The organism is Pseudomonas sp. TE6288, from assembly GCF_054062095.1.
Genome location: NZ_JBSSEW010000010.1, coordinates 110,986 through 131,935 on the forward strand (window position 1 = coordinate 110,986; position 20,950 = coordinate 131,935).

The following is a 20,950-nucleotide window of genomic DNA, read 5'->3' on the forward strand; positions in this document are numbered from 1 at the left end:
CCATGCTTTTCCTACGCCCACCCAATCATTGCAGCGACCCCGCAAGCAGCGCCAACAGGGCATCAGCATCCAGCTTGGCACTCACTTCGCCACCCTCCAACAGGCTGTCGGCCAGGTCTCGTTTGCGAGCATGCAGGGCGACGATCTGCTCCTCGATGGTGTTCTCGGCTACCAGCCGGTAAATCGTCACCGGACGCTGCTGGCCGATGCGGTAGGCACGGTCACTGGCCTGATCCTCCACCGCCGGGTTCCACCAGGGATCGAGGTGGATCACATAGTCGGCGGCGGTAAGGTTTAGGCCGCTGCCGCCAGCTTTCAGGCTGATGAGGAAGACTTCACCCGCGCCAGCCTGGAAGGCATTGACTCGGCTTTCCCGTTCCTTGGCCGGCACGCTGCCATCGAGGTACTGGTAGGCGATGCCTTTTTCATCGAGCCAGGTACGGACGATACTCAGGTGGTCGACGTACTGGCTGAAGACCAAGGCCTTGTGGCCATTGTCCAACAGCTCTTCGACGATTGCGGTGACCGCCTGGAACTTGCTGCCAGGCAGGGTCGAGCCGGGAGTCACCAGGGCCGGGTGGCAGCAGAACCGGCGCAGGCGGGTGATCTCCGTCAGGATCTGGAATGATCTGCCTGCTCCGGGCGCCAGATCAGAGACATTGCTCACCGCTTGCTGGCGAAGGGCCTCATAGAGGTGAGCCTCTTCATCGGACAGCGGTACTTTGTAGGTGATCTCTGTGCGCGCGGGTAATTCGTCGAGCACCTGGCTTTTCAGACGGCGCAGGATAAAGGGCTGGATGAGCGCTTTCAGAGCCCGTCGGGCTGCTGCATCGCCCTGTTCGATAGGGGTAGCGAAGCGGCTGTTGAAGTGTTCCTGGCTGCCGAGCAGCCCTGGGTTGATGAAGCGGAACAGGTTCCACAACTCGCCCAAGTGGTTTTCCAGCGGGGTGCCAGTGGCGACCACGCGGAAATCGGCCTGCAAGGCCATTACCGCTTGAGAGCGTTTGGTCTGGGCATTCTTGATGGCCTGGGCCTCGTCCAGCACGACGCTGTGCCAGTGGCAGGTGGCGAAGGCTGCGCTGTCCTGCTGCAGCAACCCGTAGCTGGTGATCACCAGGTCGCCGGGGCCGAGATCTGCCAGACTGCGCGCTTGCTGATACATATGCAGTTTCAGTTGTGGCGCGAAACGCCGGCTCTCAGCCTGCCAGTTGAGGGTCACCGACGTCGGTGCCACGACCAGTTGCGGGCCACCGGCGGCCCGCTGCAGCAGAACGGCCAGAAGCTGTACCGTCTTGCCCAGGCCCATGTCGTCGGCCAGGCAGGCACCGACACCCCATTGAGCCAGGCGTGCCAACCAGGTGAAACCCTCATGCTGATAGGCGCGCAGGTCGGCCTGCAAGGTGCGAGGGAGCTGGGGCTGGTGGTCGCGCATCGACTGTAGTTTATCGAGGTGCGCCTGCCAGCTTTTATCGGCCTTGAACTCACTCACCTCGGCGGCCAGCCCGGCCAGCAACGGGGTAGTCAACGGGCTGAGGCGAAGGCCCTGGTCCGTGACCCGATCAGCCAGATACGCCAGTTCCTCCAGGCGTTGGCGCAAGCGCTTGTCGAGTGCCAGCCAGTCACGCTCGTCGAGTTTGAGGAAGCGTCCGGGGCCGGCCTTGAGCAGTTCCAGAAGCTGGCGCAGTTGCAGTACCTTGCCGTCATCGAGTGCGACTTCCCCTTGCAGGATGAACCAGTCACCCTGTTTGCGCAGGCCCAGCTTGAGCGCGTCGAGGTTCACGCGGCCTTTTATGCGCAGGCGCTCGCCCTCTGGCCAGACGCAGTGCAGCAAACTGCCGTCCAATGCATGCAGTTCGCCGAGTACCTGCAAGGCATCCTGAGGCTGGTCCAGCTGCCATTCCTGGCCATCGCTATTGGCGTTGGCCAGGCCGGGGCAGTCATGCAATACCTGTTGCAGTGCCTGGCGTTCGCCTGCCAGGTCGCGGCAGACCTGCAAGGGTTTGCCGTCGCGCTCGCCAAGCAGGTTCTGCGCGCCCTGGCCCGGGCGAAACCAGCTGCTCTCGGCCAAAGGGCGCACCAGCAGTTGCAAGCGCAAACCCTCGGCAAGTGGCAGCAAATGCGCGTACAGGCGCGTATCGGCAGGTTCCTGTTCAAGGTTCACCGAGAGCTCGGGCAGGTCCGAGTGGATGGGTAGCAGCGGTGCGATGGCACTGACGGCTTCGATCAGTTGCGCCTTGCCCGATTGCGGTACGCGCAGGCCGTCGCCGATGATCCTGGCGATCTGGCGCAGATCGCTGTTGACCGGATAGAGCTGCAAGCGGGTCGGTGTCTGCTGATCAATGTAGAAGGTCTCGGCGGTGACGACGCCCGGAGGCTCGAGACGCAGATGGATCTGTCCGTCCTCGGCCTGAAGGTGCAAGCTGGCTTCGCCTGCCTGGAGATCGATGCGTGTGTCAGGGGCATCTTGCCAGAACAACGCCGGATGACCGACCAACCTGGGCAGGGCCATGCCAAGCGGCAATTCGTACTCGGCGTGGTAGTAGGACTGGCTGACTTGAATCGCGCTGATCACCTGGCGGTCTTGCTCGCAGAGAAAGTCCAGGCTGTCGCCCTCGTCCATGAGGCGTTTGAGTGCCACTGGGCGGCCCTTGCTCCATTGTCCCTTGGCCCCCAGTTTCTGCTCGCGCGGCTCAAGCTGGTTGCCGTAGCGATGAAGATTCAACAACCACGCCAGGCGGGTGCTCTTCTTGCCAGCCGCGGTGACCGGTGCATTGGCCGGTTTCAGCTGACTCAATGCGCTAAGGGCATGCTGCCAGGCTTCCTGGCGCTGAAGCAGCGCAGTCAGTGGTTTGAAACCTGCATCGTGATGCAGGTCGTGAAGTTGCCGGGGCACGCCGAATTGCATGGCGATCAGGGCGTCGAATTCTGCCGCCAGCCAGTTGTAACCCTGTTGATCGAGTTCGCCTCGGTAACCTTCCAGCTTCGCGCGCCAATCGGGCCCACGCGCGAGTGGGGCATCCAGCCAGTACAGTGCCAGGGAGAGCATCAGCCCATCCAGGCCATTGAGGGTGGTTGACCGTAGGTAGGACAAGTCCGGCGTGTTGCCTTGCAAGCGCTCGAACACTTGATAGAGCGCCGGATAAGCGCTGCCGTAGTTTTCCTTTGTGCCTAGAGCCAGTGCCTGTTTGAGCGCAGCGTAGTGCTGGCTGTCGTTTTCAGCGATCAGCGCCAGGCAGTACAGTGCATTGTTCAAGGGTGGCAGGTCGATTTTGCGCTTCTTGGTCTGTTTGCGCTGGTCGGTGAGCCAGGCTCGCAGCAATCGCAGGGTCTCGTCGGGCTGGCCGCGCAGCAGCGACTGCAGGCACTGTGTCGTCAGCGGCAGCTCTTGCTCGCCATAGTGTTGCAGCGCCGCCCAGTCGCCACGCCAAAGCGCCTGTTGAACCAGTTGCAGGCGCAATGCGAGAGAGGGCTTGAGTGCCATCTCCTGCTTGGCCAATGCATAGCTCTCGTCTGCCGGCCCAAGCAGGTCGTTGTTCAGGCGCAGGTGATCCTCGATCAGCAGCCTCCGCACCGTCTCGTCCAGTTGGCCGATCACTTCCCGCCCGGCCGGATCGCACTGCAGCAGGCGCATAGGGTGCTGGGCATGCCACTCGCTCACCGGGAGCAGCCTGTACGACAGGTACAGCGAGTCGGGCAGTCGCTGACTGTCGCCGCTAAGCAGGCGTAGCCAGAGTTCTTGCAGTACTCGGGGTCTGCCAGGCATTTGCCATTGCCCAAGTGCAGGCAAACTGGCGTTGATCTGATGCAAGCGCAGGCTCCCCTCGGCTGTGCCCAGCAGGCTGAGGAGCACGCTGTTACGACACTGTGCCGTCACGCAGAAATATTGCCCTTCGTTGCGCTGCTCCACTTCGACCCAGCCCTGGCTTTGCAACCACTCCAGCAAGGCGGGCAAGGTCGTGGCGTCAAGCAGCCTGCCACCATCGTCACGGATCTCCATGGCCCGCAGCAGTTTGAGCAGCGAGGTCTTACCTTTGCCAGGAACCGAGGTTACCAGCGCATAGAGAACAGCCTTGCAATGATCAGGCAGCGAATGGGGGGAGAGGGTGCTAAGGGACATCCTGGATCTCTTTGATGCGGTTGTGGCACGGGTGCCCTGGGTCAAGTCGCCTGGTGATACCCGCGCTGAGGTCGGCCTTGGCAGCAACTTGGCTCTGTATCTACCTGGTGCAGTACTTGATTCGGAATGCGAAAAATCCGGTGAAAGAGGATAGCACCAGGCATCGCTTCAATGCGGGCGTTTGGACGGTGACTTGGCCGCACGCTTGCGGGGCTGAAATCGCCGGGACCGCTTTGCGGTCCTTTCGCGACGCAAGGCCGCTCCTAGAGGGGGCGGCGTATGTCTTGGGTTAGGCTATTGGTAGTAGTTCATAGTCGAAAGGCAGGTTCGGGCCTGTTCGGGAGCAGGTGATTGCTGCGGCATGGATTGCGTAGGCGAGGATCGCATCGATGGTTTTAGGGGGGAGCATCGCTACACCGGCCGGGCTGTCGGCTCCTAGGCGAGCCAGATAGGCGAGCATGGCGGCTTGGAAGGTGTCACCGGCGCCGACGGTATCGCATACCGGCAATGAGGTATCCGCTGGGCGCTGCCATGAACCATGTGCGCAATGCACGCTGGCTCCGTCTGCTCCATGGGTGATGAAAACGAGTCGGCAGCGATCGTTCAGCCAGCCTCGGGCCACGTCACGAGTCTCCCGGTCCGGATAGAGCAAGGCAATGTCTTCCTCACTGGCCTTGATCACATGCGCATGCCCGGCAAAGGCTTCCACCTGCCGCCGCCATAGCGCCACATCCGGCTGCGGATTAAGCCGCACATTCGGATCAAGGCTGATCAACCGCCGGTCCCGTTCGCGCTCCACCAGCGCCATCAGCGTATCGGCCACGGGTTGCACCACCAGGGTGTACGAGCCCACATGCAAGCCCCGCACACGCTCATCCAGCACCGGCAAATGCTCCAACATCACCTGCCGATCCGCACACCCTTCACCGCGAAACTGATACTGCGCCGAGCCATTGGCATCCAACCCAACCATGGCCAAGGTGGTCGGTGCATCGCTGGTCACCACATAGCGGCAGTCCACCCGTTCCTCTTCCAGCACCCGGCGTAGCCGCGCACCGAGGTAGTCGCTGGACAACCCGCCAAACAACGCCGATTCCACGCCCAGCCGGCGCAGGCCGACGGCGACGTTGAACGGCGACCCGCCGGCAATCGCGGTAAACCCCAGCTCGCTGCTGCGGGTGCTGTTTTCCAGGCTGAAGACATCGAACAGGGCCTCGCCACACACCAGGTACATGCAGTTCTCCAGAACGATAGATAAGGGCAGGATACCTGTGCTCAGTGCGCAGGCAGTTGATCCCGGTAGCGTTGATAGGCGACCTCGTACTCGGCCTGTTGCGCCGGGCGGGGCAGGGTTCGGGTGCTTTCGTCGAGGGCGACGCAGCGGTGGCACAGGGTTTCGAGGCTGTCGCCCTGGCCCAGCTGGCGGCCGAGGCTCCAGGCGGCCTGAATTGCGGCGCCGAGGGCGGCGGCTTCGGTCTGTTGGGGGCATACCACCGGCAGGCCGAGCAGGTCGGCCAGCACCTGTCGCCACAACGGACTTTTCGCCGCGCCGCCGACCAAGCGGATTTCGCTGCCTGGCAGGCCGCTGGCGCGCAGCAGGTCGAGGCCGTAACGCAGGCTGAAGCAGGTGCCTTCGAGCACGGCGCGGCAGAGGTTGGCGCGGGTCAGGTTGGCGCTGGTCATGCCGTGCAGGCTGGCCGTGGCTTCGGGCAAGGCGGGCACGCGTTCGCCGTCGAAGAAGGGCAGCATCAGCAGGCCGTCGGAGCCGATCGGGGCTTGGGCGGCGAGCTCAGTGAAACGGTCAAGGTCGAGTTCCAGCAGGTCGCGCACCAGGGCGCAGGCACTGGTGAGGTTCATGGTGCAGATCAACGGCAGCCAGCCGCCGCTGGAGGCGCAGAAGGTCGCCACTTCGCCCAAGGCGCTGACGTGGGGCTGGTCGGCATGGGCGGCCAGGGTGCCGGAGGTGCCGAGGCTCAGGGTGATCATGCCGGGGGCGATATTGCCGGTGCCGATGGCGCCGAGCATATTGTCGCCGCCGCCCGTGGCTACCCAGGTCTGTGGGCTCAGGCCGAGTGCCGTGGCGGCCTGTTCGCGCAGGGTGCCGATGCAATCGCCGGATTCGACCAGCTCGGGTAGCGCGGCCAAAAGACGTGCGCCTGGCTCGATGTGCTGAAGGATATCGGGCGCCCAGGTGCGTCGGCGTACATCGTAGTAGCCGGTGCCGGAGGCGTCGCCGGGCTCCGTGCAGGCGCGACCAGTCAGCCAGTAATTGAGGTAATCGTGGGGCAGCAGGATATGGGCGAGGCGGGCGAACATCTCGGGATGTTGGCGCTGGGTCCACAGCAACTTGGACACGGTATAGCCCGGCGCGATCACCAGCCCGAGGCGTTCGAGCGAGCCCTGGGCGCCGCCGAGGGCATCGAGCAACTCCGCGTTATCAGGCGCGCTTTCGGTGTCGCACCAGAGCTTGGCCGGGCGCAGCACCTGGCCTTGGGTGTCGAGCAGCACCAGGCCGTGTTGTTGGCCGGACACCGCCAATGCGCGAATGGCCTGGCCATCCACGCCGGCATCGCGCAAGGCAGCGGACACCGCCGTGCGCAGGGCTTGCAGCCAGTCGGCCGGGTCCTGTTCGCGCCGGCCATCGCGACCTCGGGGCGGCGCATGGGCGGCGCTGCCCAGGCCCAGCACCTGGCCGCTGCCGGCGTCCAGCACCAGGGCCTTGGTGCCCTGGGTGCCGCAGTCGATGCCGAGGAACAGTCCGTCCATTTCGAAAACCTCCGTGTCAGTCGCCGAGGACCTGGCGCAGGGTTTCACTCACGCCGACTTCGCGCAAGCTGTCGTACAGGCGCTCGAATGCGCTGACGAAGGCTTTGGATGCGGGGATTGCACTGCCGAAGATCGCCTCGTCGCCGAGCACCCGGGCGGCCAGGCCGTCGCGCTGCGCCACCCGGGCCTGGCAGTCGGCGGCGCGGGGGTCGGGGATGCTGTAGCGGGTGCCCTGTTCGTCCTCGCCGCGCAGGTACAGGGCCCAGGCGGCCACCACCAGGGCCACGCGCTCCAGGGGCTTACCGTCGGCGATCAGGCGGTTGGCGGTGGGCACGATGAACTTGGGGAACTTCGACGAGCCGTCGGAGCACACGCGCTCCAGCTGGTCGGCGATGGCGCGGTTGGCGAAGCGTTCGGTGAGGCTGTGCTTGTAGCGCGTCAGGTCAATGCCCGGTACCGGGGCCAGTTGCGGGGTTACGTCCTGGTCCATGAAGGTGCGCATGTAGCGCTGCAGCAGCGGGTCGGCGAGGGTTTCGTGGACGAAGCGGTAGCCCTGTAGAAAGCCCAGGTAGGTAAGGGCCAGGTGGCTGCCGTTGAGCAGCTTGATCTTCATTTCTTCATAGGGCGTGACGTCGTCGGTGAACTGCACGCCGACCTGCTCCCAGGCCGGGCGGCCGGCGACGAATTTGTCTTCCACCACCCATTGCAAAAACGGCTCGCACACCACCGGCCAGGCATCGTCGACGCCGTGGCCCTCGAGCAGCTGCTGGCGGTGGGCGGGGCTGGTCATCGGGGTGATGCGGTCGACCATGGCATTGGGGAAGCTGACGTGGCCGTCGATCCAGCGGGCCAGGTCGTGGTTCTGCAGGTGGGCGAAGGCCAGCAGGGCCTTGCGGGCGACGTCGCCGTTGTGCGGGAGGTTGTCGCAGGACATCACCGTGAACGGCCCACTGCCGGCCTCGCGGCGGCGGCGCAGGGCTTCGCAGAGGAAGCCGAACACGCTCTGCGGGGCTTGCGGGTTGGCCAGGTCGTGCTGGATCTGCGGCAGGTCGGCGCGGAATTCGCCGGTGCTGTCGTCGATGCAGTAGCCGCCTTCGGTGATGGTCAGCGAGACGATGCGGATGTCGGGTTCGGCCAGTTTGGCCAGCAGCGCTTCGGCGCCGTCCTCGGCCAGCAACATGCCGTTGATCGCGGCGATCACGCGGACCTGGGTGTCGGGTTGGTCGCCCAGCTCGAACAGGGTGTAGAGGTGGTCTTGCGCGGCCAGGGCATCGCGCATGGCGCGGTCTTCGCGGCGCAGGCCGGCACCGCAGATGGCCCAGTCGAGGCCTTCGCCCAGGTTCATCAGGGCGTCGGTGTAGGCAGCCTGGTGGGCGCGGTGGAAGCCGCCGACGCCGATGTGCACGATGCCCTGGCGCAATTGGCTTGGGTCGTAGCTGGGGCGGGCTACCGCCAGGCGGGGGAGGTTGTGTTGGTTGAGTTTCATCCTGAAGGTCCTTAGGCCGCCTGTTGCAGGCGCTTGTCGAGGGCTTGGCCGTTGCTGTCGAACAGGTGGCAGTGGGCGGGGTCGAAGGTCAGCTCCAGGGCCTCGCCGAAGGTCGGCGCAAAGTCCCCGCGCACGCGCACCGTGAGCATCTCGCCGGACGCGGCGCGCACATGGCAGTAGCTGTCGCTGCCCAGCCGCTCGCTGACATCGGCGGTCACCTGCAGCGACCCCGGCGCGCCCTGGCACACCGGGCTGATGCTCAGGTGCTCGGGCCTGATCCCCAGGGTCACCTGGCTGCCGGTATGTAGCTCGCCCGCGCACAGCGGCAGGGCGATGCGCGCACCGCATTCGAGTGCCACCTCGCACTGGTTGCCCTGGTTACGGCTCAGGTGGCCACGCAGGAAGCCCATCTTTGGCGTGCCGAGAAAACCCGCGACGAACAGGTTGGCCGGATGGTGGTACAGCTCCAGCGGCGAGCCCACTTGCTCGACGCGCCCGCCGTTGAGTACCACCACCTTGTCGGCCAGGGTCATGGCCTCGACCTGGTCGTGGGTCACGTAGATCATCGTCGCGGCCAGCTCCTGGTGCAGACGCGCCAGCTCCAGGCGCATCTGCACGCGCAGGGCGGCGTCGAGGTTGGACAGCGGCTCGTCGAACAGGAAGATCTTCGGGTTGCGCACGATGGCGCGGCCGATCGCCACCCGCTGGCGCTGACCGCCGGAGAGCTGGCGCGGCTTGCGTTCGAGCAGCGGTTGCAGCTCGAGTATGCGTGCGGCGTTGTCGACCTTGGCGGTGACCTCGTGCTTGGCGACGCCGGCCAGGTCCAGGGCGAAGGACAGGTTCTTGCGCACGGTCATGTGCGGGTACAGCGCGTAGGTCTGGAACACCATGGCCAGGTCGCGCTTGGCCGGGGCGGTGTCGGTGATGTCGGCGCCGTCGAGGGTGATGCTGCCGCTGCTGACCTCCTCGAGGCCGGCGATCAGGCGCAGCAGGGTGGACTTGCCGCAGCCGGAGGGGCCGACGAACACCACGAACTCGCGGTCGCGCACGTCCAGGTCGATGCCCTTGATGATGGCGTGGCCATCGAAGCCTTTGTGCAGGTTGCGGATTTTCAGGTCAGCCATGGCTAGTCACCTCTGTGGTGGCCGGTTGATTGAATGTGGGTCTGTGGGGATCACTGGCTTGCAAAGGGGCCGCTTTGCGGCCCATCGCTGGCAAGCCAGCTCCCACAAGGGAATTGCAAAGCCAGGTCATTTCACGGCACCGAAGGAGAGCCCGCGAACCAGCTGCTTCTGGCTGATCCAGCCAAAGATCAGGATCGGTGCGCAGGCCAGGGTCGAGACGGCCGAGAGCTTGGCCCAGAACAGCCCTTCGGGGCTGGAGTAGGAGGCCACCAGCGCGGTCAGCGGGGCGGCGGCGGACGAGGTCAGGTTGAGCGACCAGAACGCCTCGTTCCAGCACAGGATCAGCGACAGCAGCAGGGTCGAGGCCAGTCCGCCGCGGGCGATCGGCAGCAGCACGCGGACGATCTCCTGCCAGGTGCCAGCGCCATCCAGGCGCGCGGCTTCGAGGATGTCCACGGGGATGTCCTTGAAGTAGGTGTACACCATCCACACCACGATCGGCAGGTTGATAAGGGTGTAGACGATAACCAGCGCCAGGCGCGAGTCGAGCAGGCCGAACTGCTTGGCCAGCAGGTAGATCGGCATCAGCACGCCCACCGGCGGCAGCATCTTGGTCGACAGCATCCACAGCAGCGTGCGCTTGGTGTGGCGGGTTTCGAAGAAGGCCATCGAATACGCCGCCGGCACGGCGATCAGCATGCACAGCAGGGTCGCCGAGAACGAGATCAGCACCGAGTTCCAGGCGTAGGCGAAGTAGTCGCTGCGCTCGTTGATGTGCAGGTAGTTCTCCAACGTCGGCGCGAAGATGAACTGCGGCGGCGTGGCGAAGGCGTCCAGCTCGGTCTTGAAGCTGGTCAGCAGCATCCAGAAAATCGGGAAGAAGATCACCAGGGCGATGGCCCAGCACAGCAGGCCGAGCAGGGCGTTCTTCAGGGTGCGGGTTTGCTTGAGTGTCAGCATGGCGGGCTCCTCAGCTGCGCGCGGTGAGGTTCTTGCCGATCATGCGAACCAGCACGATGGCGGCGATATTGGCGATCAGCACGGCGATCAGGCCACCGGCCGAGGCCATGCCGACGTCGAACTGCAGCAGCGCCTGGTTGTAGATCAGGTAGGCAAGGTTGGTGGACTCGTATCCGGGGCCGCCGCTGGTGGTGGTGAAAATCTCGGCGAATACCGACAGCAGGAAGATGGTCTCGATCATCACTACCACGGCGATGGGCCGCGCCAGATGCGGCAGGGTCAGGTGCCAGAAGATCGCCAAGGGGCCTGCGCCATCCAGGCGCGCGGCTTCCTTCTGTTCCTGGTCCAGCGACTGCATGGCGGTCATCAGGATCAGGATGGCGAACGGCAGCCACTGCCAGGAGACGATCAGGATGATCGACAGCAGCGGGTAGTGCGCCAGCCAGTCCACCGGTTGCGCGCCGAACAGGCGCCACACGGCGGCGAGGATGCCCGACACCGGGTGGAAGATCAGGTTCTTCCACAGCAGCGCGCTGACAGTGGGCATGATGAAGAACGGCGAGATCAGCAGCACCCGCACCACGCCGCGACCCCAGAACTCGCCGGCCTCCAGCAGCGCGGCGATCAGCACGCCGAGCACCACGCTGATCGCCAGCACGCTGCCGACCAGGGTCAGGGTATTCAGGGCGCCGGGCATGAAGCCGGCGTCGATGACGAAGAAGGCGAAGTTCTCCAGGCCCACGAACTGGTTTTCGCCGGGGTACAGCAGGTTGTAGCGGATCAGCGAGAAATACAGGGTCATGCCCAGGGGCACGATCATCCACAACAGCAGCAGCGCCACCGAAGGGCTGACCAGGAACCAGCCGGGGCCGACGCGGCGTTTGCCGGGGCGCGCGGTGGCGAGGCTCGGGGTGTCGAGGGCCGATGTGTTCATGGCGACTCCGTGTGCGGCAAAAAGGGGCGGTCACCGCGCCGGGGTTCGGCGCGGTCGGGGGGCGCTGCGGGTTACTTGGGGTAACCGGCGCGCTTCATCTCGCGTTCGGTGGACTGCTGGGCCGAGGCCAGCACCTGGTCCACTTTCATCTGCCCGGTGAGGGCTGCGGCGAACAGCTTGCCGACCTGGGTGCCGATGGCCTGGAACTCGGGGATGGTCACCAGCTGGATGCCGACGTAGGGCACGGGCTTGAGGGTGGGGTGGTTGGGGTCGACGCGCTTGAGTGATTCGAGGGTGACCTTGGCGAATGGCGCGGCGGCCAGGTACGCGTCGTTGTAGGTCGAGGCGCGGGTGCCGGGCGGCACGTTGGCCACGCCTTCTTTCTCAGCCACCAGCTTGCCGTAGGCCTCGGAGGTGGCCCAGGTGGCGAACGTTCTGGCGGCGTCCTTGGATTTGGAACTGGTGGGGATCGCCAGTGCCCAGGAATACAGCCAGCTGGCGCCCTTGTCGGTGACTTCCTTGGGCGCAAAGGTGAAGCCGACCTGGTCGGCGACCTTGCTCTGGGTCTTGTCGGTGACGAACGAGCCGGCGACGCTGGCGTCGACCCACATCGCGCACTTGCCGCTGTTGAACAGCGCGAGGTTTTCGTTGAAACCGTTGCTGGAGGCGCCGGGCGGGCCGTATTGCTTGAGGGTGTTCACATAGAAGTTCAGCGCGCTCTTCCACTCGCTGCCGCTGAACTCGGGTTTCCATTGCTCATCGAACCAGCGCGCGCCGAAGGCGTTGGCCACGGTGCCGATCAGCGCCATGTTCTCGCCCCAGCCGGCCTTGCCGCGCAGGCACAGGCCGTACTGGCCCTGGTCGGGGTGGTTGAGCTTGGCGGCGAACTCACCGAGCTGGGTCCAGGTCGGTTGCTCGGGCATGCTCAGGCCGGCTTGCTGGAACAGGTCCTTGCGGTAGTAGGTGATCGAGGCTTCGGCGTAGAAGGGCAGGGCGTACAGCGTGCCATTGGCCGAGAGGCCGTTGCGTACCGAGGGGAACACGTCGTCGAGGTTGTAGTCGGCGGGCAGGTCGGTCATCGGTGCCAGCCAGCCCTTGGCGCCCCACAGCGCGGCTTCGTACATGCCGATGGTCAGCACGTCGAACTGGCCGCCCTGGGTGGCGATATCGGTGGTCAGGCGCTGGCGCAGCACGTTCTCTTCGAGCACCACCCACTTGAGCTGGATGTCCGGGTGCTGCTGCTCGAACACCTTGGCCAGGCGTTGCATGCGGATCATGTCGTTGTTGTTGACCGTGGCGATGGTCAGGGTGTCGGCGGCCTGGGCATGCAGCGGCAGGCTGAGGCAGGCGGCGGCCAGGCAGGCCTTGATCGAGTCGTTCATCAGTGAACTCCCTTATTGTTTTTGTATCGCTCGGCGCTGATTACACCCGTGCACGGCGATGCCGACAAAGCCTTGCCTGCACCTTGGCTGATACTTTTTTGCAGTGCTTGCACAGAGGCCGATGCGCGCCCCATCGCCGGCAAGCCGGCTCCCACAGGGATGGCGCTGGCTTGAAGGCGCTGCGGTCGGGGTGGGAGCCGGCTTGCCGGCGATGGGCTGCAACGCAGCCCCAAGGCTCAGGCGCGGTTCTGCTCGGTCAGCCGCTGGGTCACCAGGCTGCGGTAGTCGGAAGGGGTCATGCCCTTGAGTTGCAGGAAGCGCCGGTTGAAGTTCGACAGGTTGCTGAAGCCCGATTCGAAGCACACCTCGGTCACCGGCAGCTCGCCCTTGGCCAGCAGCTCGCACGACTTGCTCACCCGCAGCCGGTTGACGAACTCGACGAAGCCGCGCCCGGCAGCTTGCTTGAAAAACCGCGAGAAGTAGGTCGGCGTCATGCCCAGGTGCTCGGCGACCTGGTTCTGGGTCAGGTCCTGTGCGTAGTGCTGGAAGATGTAGTCCACCGCCCGGTTGATGCGCTCGACGTTGTGTTCGTCGGCCAGCTGCGAAGAGGTCACGGTGGACAGCAGTTGGTAATCCTCGCAGGCGGCGAGCTGTTCCATGAGGATAAAAAAGTATCCCAGGCGGGTCATGCCGCGGCTGTCGGCGATGCGTTGCAGCAGTTGGCGGCTCTCGTTGATCAATGCCGGGTCGCGGAACTCGATGCCATAGCGCGCCCGGGCCAGCAGCGGGGCCAGCTGGTTGAGCTCGGCGAACACCTGGCTGCCGTGTTCAAGTACCTGGTCGGTGAAGTTGACCAGCATGTCGCGCTTGCCCACCACCTCGTCGGGGCCGACCTGGCTGATCCAGTTGTGCGGCAGGTTGGGGCCGGTGAGGAACAGCGTGTCGGGGGCGAAGTTGCCGATGTAGTCGCCGATGAACACCTTGCCGGCGCTGGCCACGATCAGGTGCAGCTCGTATTCCTTGTGGAAGTGCCAGCGCACCAGCGGGCTGGGGAAACCGTGCTGGCGGTAGATCAGCGAGGCGCCTTCGTGGTCGTCCATCAGCTCGTAGGACGGGTCGGTGACTTTACTTGTTCTGGGCATGGCGGTGGCTGGGCCTGGAGGGGCGAGGTGTCATCCTAGCCTGAAGTGGCGAAGCAGGGCAGCGCACAGTTCTGTAGGTGCGTGCCTTGCGATGGACTTATGCGGCCGCTTGCTCAGGCAGATTTTGTAGGTCCTACAGCCATTCTTCCGTTGTTCGTGTAGTCCTTTTCCTAAAGGTACCTTTTCCACTCGCCGGGCCGTTGTAGCGAGTGGGTAGGCCCTTTAGTCTCGCCCTGCTCGTCGTGTTTCGCCGTCCGGGGTTGGCCGGGCCTTTGGGCAGAGCGCCGCGCAAGGATCGCGCGGTTTGGCCCGCTGGCCCCGGGCGGTGAGACGCGGCGGGCTCTTTCATTTTTCAGGGGGTGGGTCATGGACAAGGACGAACAAGCAAAGGGCAGCGGCGAACTGAAAATCGTCAGCCTGGTCGGCCGTACCCGACGCCGGTCGGTACGCGACTGGGTGCAGGCGATACCGGGGTTGCCGACGGCCGAGGTGCTGCAGGAAACGTCGATCATCCTGGGCTGTATCACCGCGCTCACGTACCAGGCGTTGAGCCAGCCGAAACAGGCACAGACGCTGATGCGCGCAACGTACTACCTCAGCGGGATGGCCAAGGCGATGATCGACGGGCAGTTGCCGGCAAGCAAGGAACAGGGTGACAGTTGAGCAGGGCTGCAAACGCAAGAGCCGCTTTCGAGCAATCGAAAGCGGCTTTTTGTTTACTGCAGGCAAGCGATCAGCCGTGCAATCAACTTACCCCGGCCAACCGCTTGATCTGCTCGGCGAAGTCCTTCTCGGCAATCTTCACCTCCACCAGTACCGGCCGCTGCACCACCATCAGCAACTGCGGCAGCAAGCGCTCCAGCTCGTCCACCGTTTCCACCCGATACCCCAGCGCGCCATACCCGCTGGCCAGCGCGGTGTAGTCCAGCGCTGGCAGGGTATCGAACGGCGCGAATTCACCTTCGGGCGTGAACGCATCAGGGTCGACGAAGGCCTGCTCGATCGCATACACCTGGTTGCTCATCACGAACACCACGGCATTGACCCTGTTGCGCGCCAGCGCCGCCAGCGACTGGCTGACCATCATGAACCCGCCATCACCGGCCACCACCACCGGGCGCCGGCCACTGCCCAGCGCCACGCCCAGGGCGCAGCCGGTCTCGTGGCCGAGCGAGCCCCAGATGGCATCGGAGATGAAGCTGCCGCGGGGCATGCCGTTGATGTTGCTGGCCACGTACAGCGACGAGCTTTCGCCGAGGATCAGCGTGCTGGTCTGCCACAGGCGATGCTCCTGGGCGAAGTTCACCAGGCTGTCGAAGAAGCTTGCATAGCTCAGCGCGCTGGGCACCGCGCCGCTGCCCAGCAGCGGGCGCGAGGCGGCCAGGGCCGTGCCTGGGCGGGGGAACTGGGTATCCACCTTCAGGGCCTTGAGCAGGGCGTCGACATAGTCGGGCAGGCGCACGTTGGGGTAGTAGTCGGCGCCGGCGCGGGCCAGCTCGCAGTTCACCTGGACGATTTCGCCATAGCGGGCCTTGAGCAGGTCCAGGTAGTCGTCGGTGAAGATCACGCCGATGGCCAGGATGCAGTCGCAGGCATCCACCTGGGCCGAGGTTTCCGGGCGCGAGGCGGGGCCGGCGTAGGTGCCGATGAACGGCGCCTGGCTTTCGTCGAGCACGGTCTTGGCGTCGAGGGTGGTGGAGAAGGGCAGGCCGCAACTGTCGATCAGGCGCTGCACGGCGTCCTGCAGGCCGTAGCGGATGATTTCCACGCCCAGCAGCACCAGCGGCTGGCGCGCCGTGGCCAGACGTTGCACGGTGGCCTCGACCAGGCTTTGCAAGGCTTGGGGGTTGGACGGACGCGGGGCTGGGGTCAGCTGGCCGTGGGGGCGGCTGACCTCGGCGCCCCAGATGTCCTGGTAGGCTTCCAGGTAAATGGGCTGGCGGTGGGTGAGGGCGGCGATCAGCGCGTTGTCGATCTGCCAGGGCGCGCGGTGCGGGTCGGCGAGGATCTCGCAGGCCACGGTCACCTGCTCCAGCACGTTGCGGTCGGCTTCGAAGTTGCCGGTGGAGTGATGGAACAGCACGTTCTGGGCATTGGCCTTGAGCCGGTCGCTGGTCGAGGGGCTGGCGGAGATCACCACCACCGGGTTGCGCTCCACGTAGGCGCCGGCGATGGCGTTCACCGCGCTGAAGGTGCCCACGCCGTACTGCAGCGACACCGCGCCCAGGCCGTGCACCCGGGCGTAGCCGTCAGCGCTGTAGGCGGCGCCCATCTCATAGACTTCGCCCACGGCGTCGATGCCGTCGAAGGCGTCCAGCGCGCTCATGAACCTGGAGCAATAATCCCCCGGCACCTGGAACACCTTGTCCAGGCCCAGTTCCTTGAGCCGGGTCAGCAGGTAGTCGGCTACGGTGAAGGTGCTCATGGCTTGACCCCCGCACAGATGGCCTGGGTGATTGCTTCGAGCACCTGCGGCGCGTGGCCGGGCATGGGCGGGGTGGCGTAGTCGATCTCTTCCGGTGCTGGGGTCGGTAGCAGCTGGTAGCTGGCCGGCAGCCAGTTGGGGCGCGGCAGTTCGAAGAACTCCTGCAAGGCGGACTCGGCGGTGGTCAGCGCGCCCTCGACCCAACCCTGGCCATAGGAATAGGCCTCGCCGACGATGAACACCTGCTGGTCCTTCACCGGGTGGCGCATCTTCTGGATGATCAGGTCCAGGCGGTAGTTGGCCTTCCACTCGTGCCAGCCGCCACCGTAGGGGTCGGCATCCCAGGCGTGGTACACGGCGCTGTAGGGTGCCGGCAGCTCGACCTGGGCGTGCAGCTGAGTGACCTGGCGCTGGGCGATGCGCACCATCTCGTCGCTGATCTGGAACTGCGTGCGCGGCACCACCGCGTCACTGGCGATGCGCCCTTCGAGGCTGCGCGGGGTGTAGCCGATGAATTCGGGGCCGTCTTCCAGGCCTTTCCAGAACGGTACGGTGCCGATGTCGTTGTAGGAGGCCATCAGCAGCGAGTTGAAGGTGTTCTCGCCACCTGCCTGATCGCACTCCGTGCCCATGTAGTAGCACTGGCGGATCGGCAGGTCGGTGACCGAGCGCCCGGCCACCAGGCCCAGGTTGCGCCACCAGGGTTGCTCGTAGGCCAGGAACAGCTTGAACGCTGACTGCACCAGCACCGAGCCGAGGTTGTCCTTGAGCCATGGATCGTCGAACAGCGGCGAGTCGATCAGCTCCAGCGCGCGGCGCGGCAGGGCGAGGATCACCTGGCGGGCGTGGACGATGTCCTCGCCTTCGAGGTCGTGGGTCTTGCCGTTGACGGTTTCGGTGTGGCGCAGGTGCAGGCGGTAGGGGTACTCGGTGTCGTCGCTGTAGCTCAGGGCGGCCAGGCGGCGGTTCATCTGGATGCGCTGGTCGGCGGGCACCAGGCCGCCGGCCTGTTCGCTGAAGCGCTGGGCCAGGGTCAGCGGCAGGCTTTGGAAGCCATCCTTGAGCGTGCGGAACACGGTGGCGTCGCTGTATTCGGTGGCGGGCAACTGGGTTACCGCGCTGGCGTTGGCGACGTTGGCCTCGTAGCCACCGGCGTCCTTCATGAACTGGTAGCCCTCGTTGCTCAGCACGCGGTAGAGCAGGTCCCAGAAGCCGTAGCGCCAGATCGGTTTGCCGAACACCTGCACCTGCATCTGCTCGGCCAGGCCCAGCTTGTCGAAGCCGGGGTAGATACTGTTCATCACGTTGACCTGGAGGTCTTCGGGGTTGTAGCCGCGCTCGGTCCAGCCCAGGTCGTAGGGAATCTTGTGCGGCGCCTCGACGAAGTCGCGGAAACGGAAGCGCTGGCCGCGCAGGTAGAACAGGTTGTCCTGGGCGCCGATGGGCGCGTCTTTGGGCAGTTCGTTGCCCATGGGGAAGTCCTTGCTCGGCAGGCCCAGGTGCTGCACCAGGGTGTCGACCATCACATGGCCGTCGGCGCCGGGCATGTAGCGCATGCCGCCCACCTCGGCGACCACGTTGGGCAGGCCGGGCAGCTTGACGCTGAACAGCCGCCCGCCGATGCGGTCGCCATATTCGAATAGCTGGATACGCTGGCTGTCGCCGTGGGCCTGTTGCAGGCGCCAGGCGCTGTAGGTACCGGAGACACCGCCGCCGATGATGGCGACGTCCAAGGGTTGGGGCTGGCTCATCGCAAATTCCCTTTTGTTGTTGTGGGCAAGGAATCCATGTGACGAGCCAGTATTGTCGAGGTTTGGCGGAATGCCAGTTTGCCATCATCGATTTTTCAACGTGGTCCCGGCGCTGTTACAACGAGATGTGCGGGGACCCAGGCGATGGTCATCTCGGTGTAGAGGTCGTTGGGGTAGGCACTACGGTGGCGTGGTATCGTTTTGGCATTATTTGTTGCCAGAAGCCTGCCAAGGCATGCGATTTTGATGAGGATGGGTATGGACGTGCTGGAAACGCTGTTGCTGGCAGCGGTAAGGGAATGCTGGGGAGAGCAAGTCGACTTTGTTGGCGTTACCCGGGATGTGCTGGCCTGCGTGCTCGATGAGCGCGAGCTGTTCGAGGCGTTGCCTGAGCGTATGGCTGTTGAAGTCATTCCAATAGAAGATTGCGAGCCGGGCTCCCCCCGTACCCATTCAATGGAAGAGTTTCACCCCTCCAGGGCGGTCCTGCTGTTCGATGGCCTGACGGGGGCTGCGTTCGGCAGGAAATCCTATATCTACAAAAGCAAAGGGCTTCGGGTCTATCTATTCGAGTCAGGTGAAGTCTGCACGCTCACCCCACGTTGTACGATCGATGACCGAGGTTTCTCGCTGAGCAACGAGCTCTGGGATGCCCCTTACGATTTTCATGTCCCCACGCTACGCACTGTTGAACCGGTCGCGGATCTCTTCGAGATGATCAGCGATAATTTCCCGACGTTTTTACCTGAAACACGTATCGGCCTCGGGTTGATAAAGATGATCACCACCCTGCGCAGGACATTCCTTATCGATTACTGCCTGGAGTATGTGATTGTCCCGCCGGATGTCGACATCCTCTCCGACTTTTCCCAGTGGGCCAGGCGAGAGCTGTGGGATGTGTGTCTTTCCCGCAGGTTCGAGCGGGAGGCCGGGCATGAGGGGCAAACGCGAGCTATTGCCTTGCTCATGGAGGCCGGCATAAGCCCGCAGCCTGACCAGATACTGGATTATCTGCAGAGAATCGGTAGGTCATCGTCTTCCGAAAATCTCCTCCAGCGCATGGATGAACTGAAACTCGCAGTCCTTGGTCGCATCGATCAGCTCACCGAAGACTTGAGTAATCCGCTGTTCTGGAAACGGCTTGGCAGGGAGCAGCGTCGCTTGCTTGACGAGGTGGTGGAGCAGTTCCGGGACGACCCCTGCATACGCACGATGGGTGATGTGGTGCTTGAGATTCTTGAAGTATTCAAGGCGCAGATCGAAGTGCACGGACTGTGGACTGAGCTTTGGGATCGAGACCAGCCCAAGCACGAGCGCACCGTGCAGAAGCTGTTCTTCAGCAGTGCCGTGAGTTTTTGCCGTGCGTACGACCTGGATATTTCGCCTGAATCGGACGGTGGAAGTGGGCCGGTTGATTTCAAGATATCTGCCGGCTGGCATGACAAGGTCGTGGTGGAGTTCAAGCTGTCGACCAACACCAGAGTCGTGCATGGTTATGAGTGCCAGTTGGAGCGCTACAAGGATTCGGAAAACACCGAGCATGGGATTTTCGTGCTGGTGGATGTTGGAGAACTGGGTGGAAAGCTTGAGGGGGTCCGCTCGTTGCAAGCTGCCAAGGGCGACAGGGCATCCGATATTGTCTATATCGACGCACGGCCCCGGGTGTCGGCCAGCAAGAAACGCTGAAATCCAGCAATGCCCCGCGCTTGCGCAAGTGCGGGGCAGTCTGCCCATTGTGGCTTGATGTCAGCGCATTTCGGCTTCGAATTGCATCAACAGTCGCATTTTCTCCAGGATCGTGTCGATTACCACGCGTTCGTCGAAGCTTTCCAACTTCCATTCGAAACCGATCACGCGCCGGCCTTCGATCCACGGCTGTCTTGTGGTATCCACGAACAGATGGCGGCCAAACTCCATCTGGCGCGTGTCGACGTTGATCAGGTACACGCGGATGATCGGCCGCAGTGGCGCCTGGCTGCCGTCCAGGTAGAGCACCACATCCGACCACTCGACCCAGTCGTTGCAGGCGTAACGTAGCGCCGGCCCGTCCACCCAGGTTTGCCGGCGAGTGTAGGTTTCGAAGCCGTCGATCTCGGCCTGCAGGTGGGCGATGATCTTGCTATTCAGTGCCTCGAGCGCCTGTTCGCGTAGCTTGTTCAGCGCATTGATCTGCGGCAGGTGTTCGAAGATGAAATCAATGCTTTCAGGGTTCATGCCACGCTCCACGGTGATGTTTTCCAGATGCAGCAGGAACTCGTCGGCCAGCACGCGCCATTTGTTCAGGCGGCTGTGCTCGACGTTTTGCGACAGGGCTGTGCGCAGGGCGCCGAGCAGGTCGGCATAGCTGAGCCCTGTCCAACCATCGGCGACGTTGCTGCCCGACGGTGACAGCACCGTGAACAACACGCGTTTGTCGCGGCCACCCACCAATGTTTCGGCATAGAGTTCGTAATCGGCGAACGGGTTGACCTGGGCGTGGAAGATCTTGTTCTCGAGGATCAGCAGCCAGTCCTCGCCCTGCAGCAGCAGGTCGATGCGTTTGCCATTGGTGGTAGTCACTTCACGTTGCGGAGGCAGACGTAGGGTTGGCTCGGGGGGCGACTCCTTGCAGATGCAGCCCAGCAGGGCGCTGAGGAAGCAATCACCAAAACCATGGACCTGATTGGGGTCGAGAAAAAATGCGAGCAGGTCAGTGGTGGGGTTTTCGTAGTAACCGCGCCCTCCCAGGGCAAAAATGCTTGGCTCATAGGCCGGCTGGTGATGCCGTTCAGCCTCGGCAAGCAGGGCGCGTGCCTGATCCAGATCCATGGTATTTCTCCGTGTGTTCGCCTTGCGGGGGTATCAAAGTCGGCGACATCGATGT

At 64.0% G+C, this 20,950-nt stretch carries 14 protein-coding genes; 2 read left to right on the forward strand and 12 right to left on the reverse strand.

Annotated features, from left to right (window positions below):
* Positions 1-25 precede the first annotated feature (25 nt).
* The 9 genes from ACVWY1_RS12325 to ACVWY1_RS12365 all read right to left on the reverse strand — a co-directional run bounded on the left by ACVWY1_RS12325 (position 26) and on the right by ACVWY1_RS12365 (position 13,911).
* On the reverse strand, positions 26-4,117 hold the full coding sequence (locus ACVWY1_RS12325; protein WP_457378327.1) for a DEAD/DEAH box helicase: 4,092 nt from the start codon (positions 4,115-4,117) through the stop codon (positions 26-28).
* 289 nt (positions 4,118-4,406) lie between these two features.
* Entirely contained in the window at positions 4,407-5,351 is a 945-nt protein-coding gene (locus ACVWY1_RS12330; RefSeq protein WP_457378328.1) for a carbohydrate kinase family protein, read from the reverse strand.
* Positions 5,352-5,392: 41 nt separating this feature from the next.
* Positions 5,393-6,883: a xylulokinase gene (gene xylB, locus ACVWY1_RS12335; RefSeq protein ID WP_457378329.1), complete on the reverse strand. Its 1,491-nt coding sequence runs from the start codon at positions 6,881-6,883 to the stop codon at positions 5,393-5,395.
* A gap of 16 nt (positions 6,884-6,899) precedes the next feature.
* Positions 6,900-8,369: a mannitol dehydrogenase family protein gene (locus ACVWY1_RS12340; protein WP_457378330.1), complete on the reverse strand. Its 1,470-nt coding sequence runs from the start codon at positions 8,367-8,369 to the stop codon at positions 6,900-6,902.
* Positions 8,370-8,380: 11 nt separating this feature from the next.
* Positions 8,381-9,493 (reverse strand): ABC transporter ATP-binding protein, encoded by a 1,113-nt coding sequence (locus tag ACVWY1_RS12345; protein ID WP_102685029.1) that lies wholly within the window; start codon positions 9,491-9,493, stop codon positions 8,381-8,383.
* A gap of 126 nt (positions 9,494-9,619) precedes the next feature.
* Positions 9,620-10,453: a carbohydrate ABC transporter permease gene (locus tag ACVWY1_RS12350; protein WP_046856056.1), complete on the reverse strand. Its 834-nt coding sequence runs from the start codon at positions 10,451-10,453 to the stop codon at positions 9,620-9,622.
* A gap of 10 nt (positions 10,454-10,463) precedes the next feature.
* Positions 10,464-11,387: a carbohydrate ABC transporter permease gene (locus tag ACVWY1_RS12355; protein ID WP_457378331.1), complete on the reverse strand. Its 924-nt coding sequence runs from the start codon at positions 11,385-11,387 to the stop codon at positions 10,464-10,466.
* 71 nt (positions 11,388-11,458) lie between these two features.
* Positions 11,459-12,769: an ABC transporter substrate-binding protein gene (locus tag ACVWY1_RS12360; RefSeq protein WP_457378332.1), complete on the reverse strand. Its 1,311-nt coding sequence runs from the start codon at positions 12,767-12,769 to the stop codon at positions 11,459-11,461.
* A 236-nt stretch (positions 12,770-13,005) separates the two neighbouring features.
* Complete coding sequence (locus ACVWY1_RS12365; RefSeq protein ID WP_139671506.1) at positions 13,006-13,911, reverse strand: AraC family transcriptional regulator; 906 nt, start codon at positions 13,909-13,911, stop codon at positions 13,006-13,008.
* A gap of 366 nt (positions 13,912-14,277) precedes the next feature.
* Here ACVWY1_RS12365 and ACVWY1_RS12370 point away from each other — a divergent pair, with 366 nt between their 5' ends.
* Complete coding sequence (locus ACVWY1_RS12370; RefSeq protein ID WP_102685025.1) at positions 14,278-14,574, forward strand: DUF3077 domain-containing protein; 297 nt, start codon at positions 14,278-14,280, stop codon at positions 14,572-14,574.
* Between the two features lie 82 nt (positions 14,575-14,656).
* Here ACVWY1_RS12370 and ACVWY1_RS12375 read toward each other — a convergent pair whose 3' ends face one another.
* Positions 14,657-16,336: an alpha-keto acid decarboxylase family protein gene (locus tag ACVWY1_RS12375; RefSeq protein ID WP_102685024.1), complete on the reverse strand. Its 1,680-nt coding sequence runs from the start codon at positions 16,334-16,336 to the stop codon at positions 14,657-14,659.
* Complete coding sequence (locus ACVWY1_RS12380) at positions 16,333-18,087, reverse strand: flavin monoamine oxidase family protein (RefSeq protein ID WP_457378333.1); 1,755 nt, start codon at positions 18,085-18,087, stop codon at positions 16,333-16,335. The genes ACVWY1_RS12375 and ACVWY1_RS12380 overlap by 4 nt, the downstream gene beginning before the upstream one ends.
* Before the next feature lie 258 nt (positions 18,088-18,345).
* On the opposite strand from ACVWY1_RS12380, the gene ACVWY1_RS12385 reads away from it, so the two are divergent.
* Complete coding sequence (locus tag ACVWY1_RS12385) at positions 18,346-19,773, forward strand: hypothetical protein (RefSeq protein ID WP_457378334.1); 1,428 nt, start codon at positions 18,346-18,348, stop codon at positions 19,771-19,773.
* A 60-nt stretch (positions 19,774-19,833) separates the two neighbouring features.
* On the opposite strand, the gene ACVWY1_RS12390 is transcribed toward ACVWY1_RS12385, so the two are convergent.
* Positions 19,834-20,895 (reverse strand): PDDEXK-like family protein, encoded by a 1,062-nt coding sequence (locus tag ACVWY1_RS12390; protein ID WP_277503488.1) that lies wholly within the window; start codon positions 20,893-20,895, stop codon positions 19,834-19,836.
* Positions 20,896-20,950: the final 55 nt, after the last annotated feature.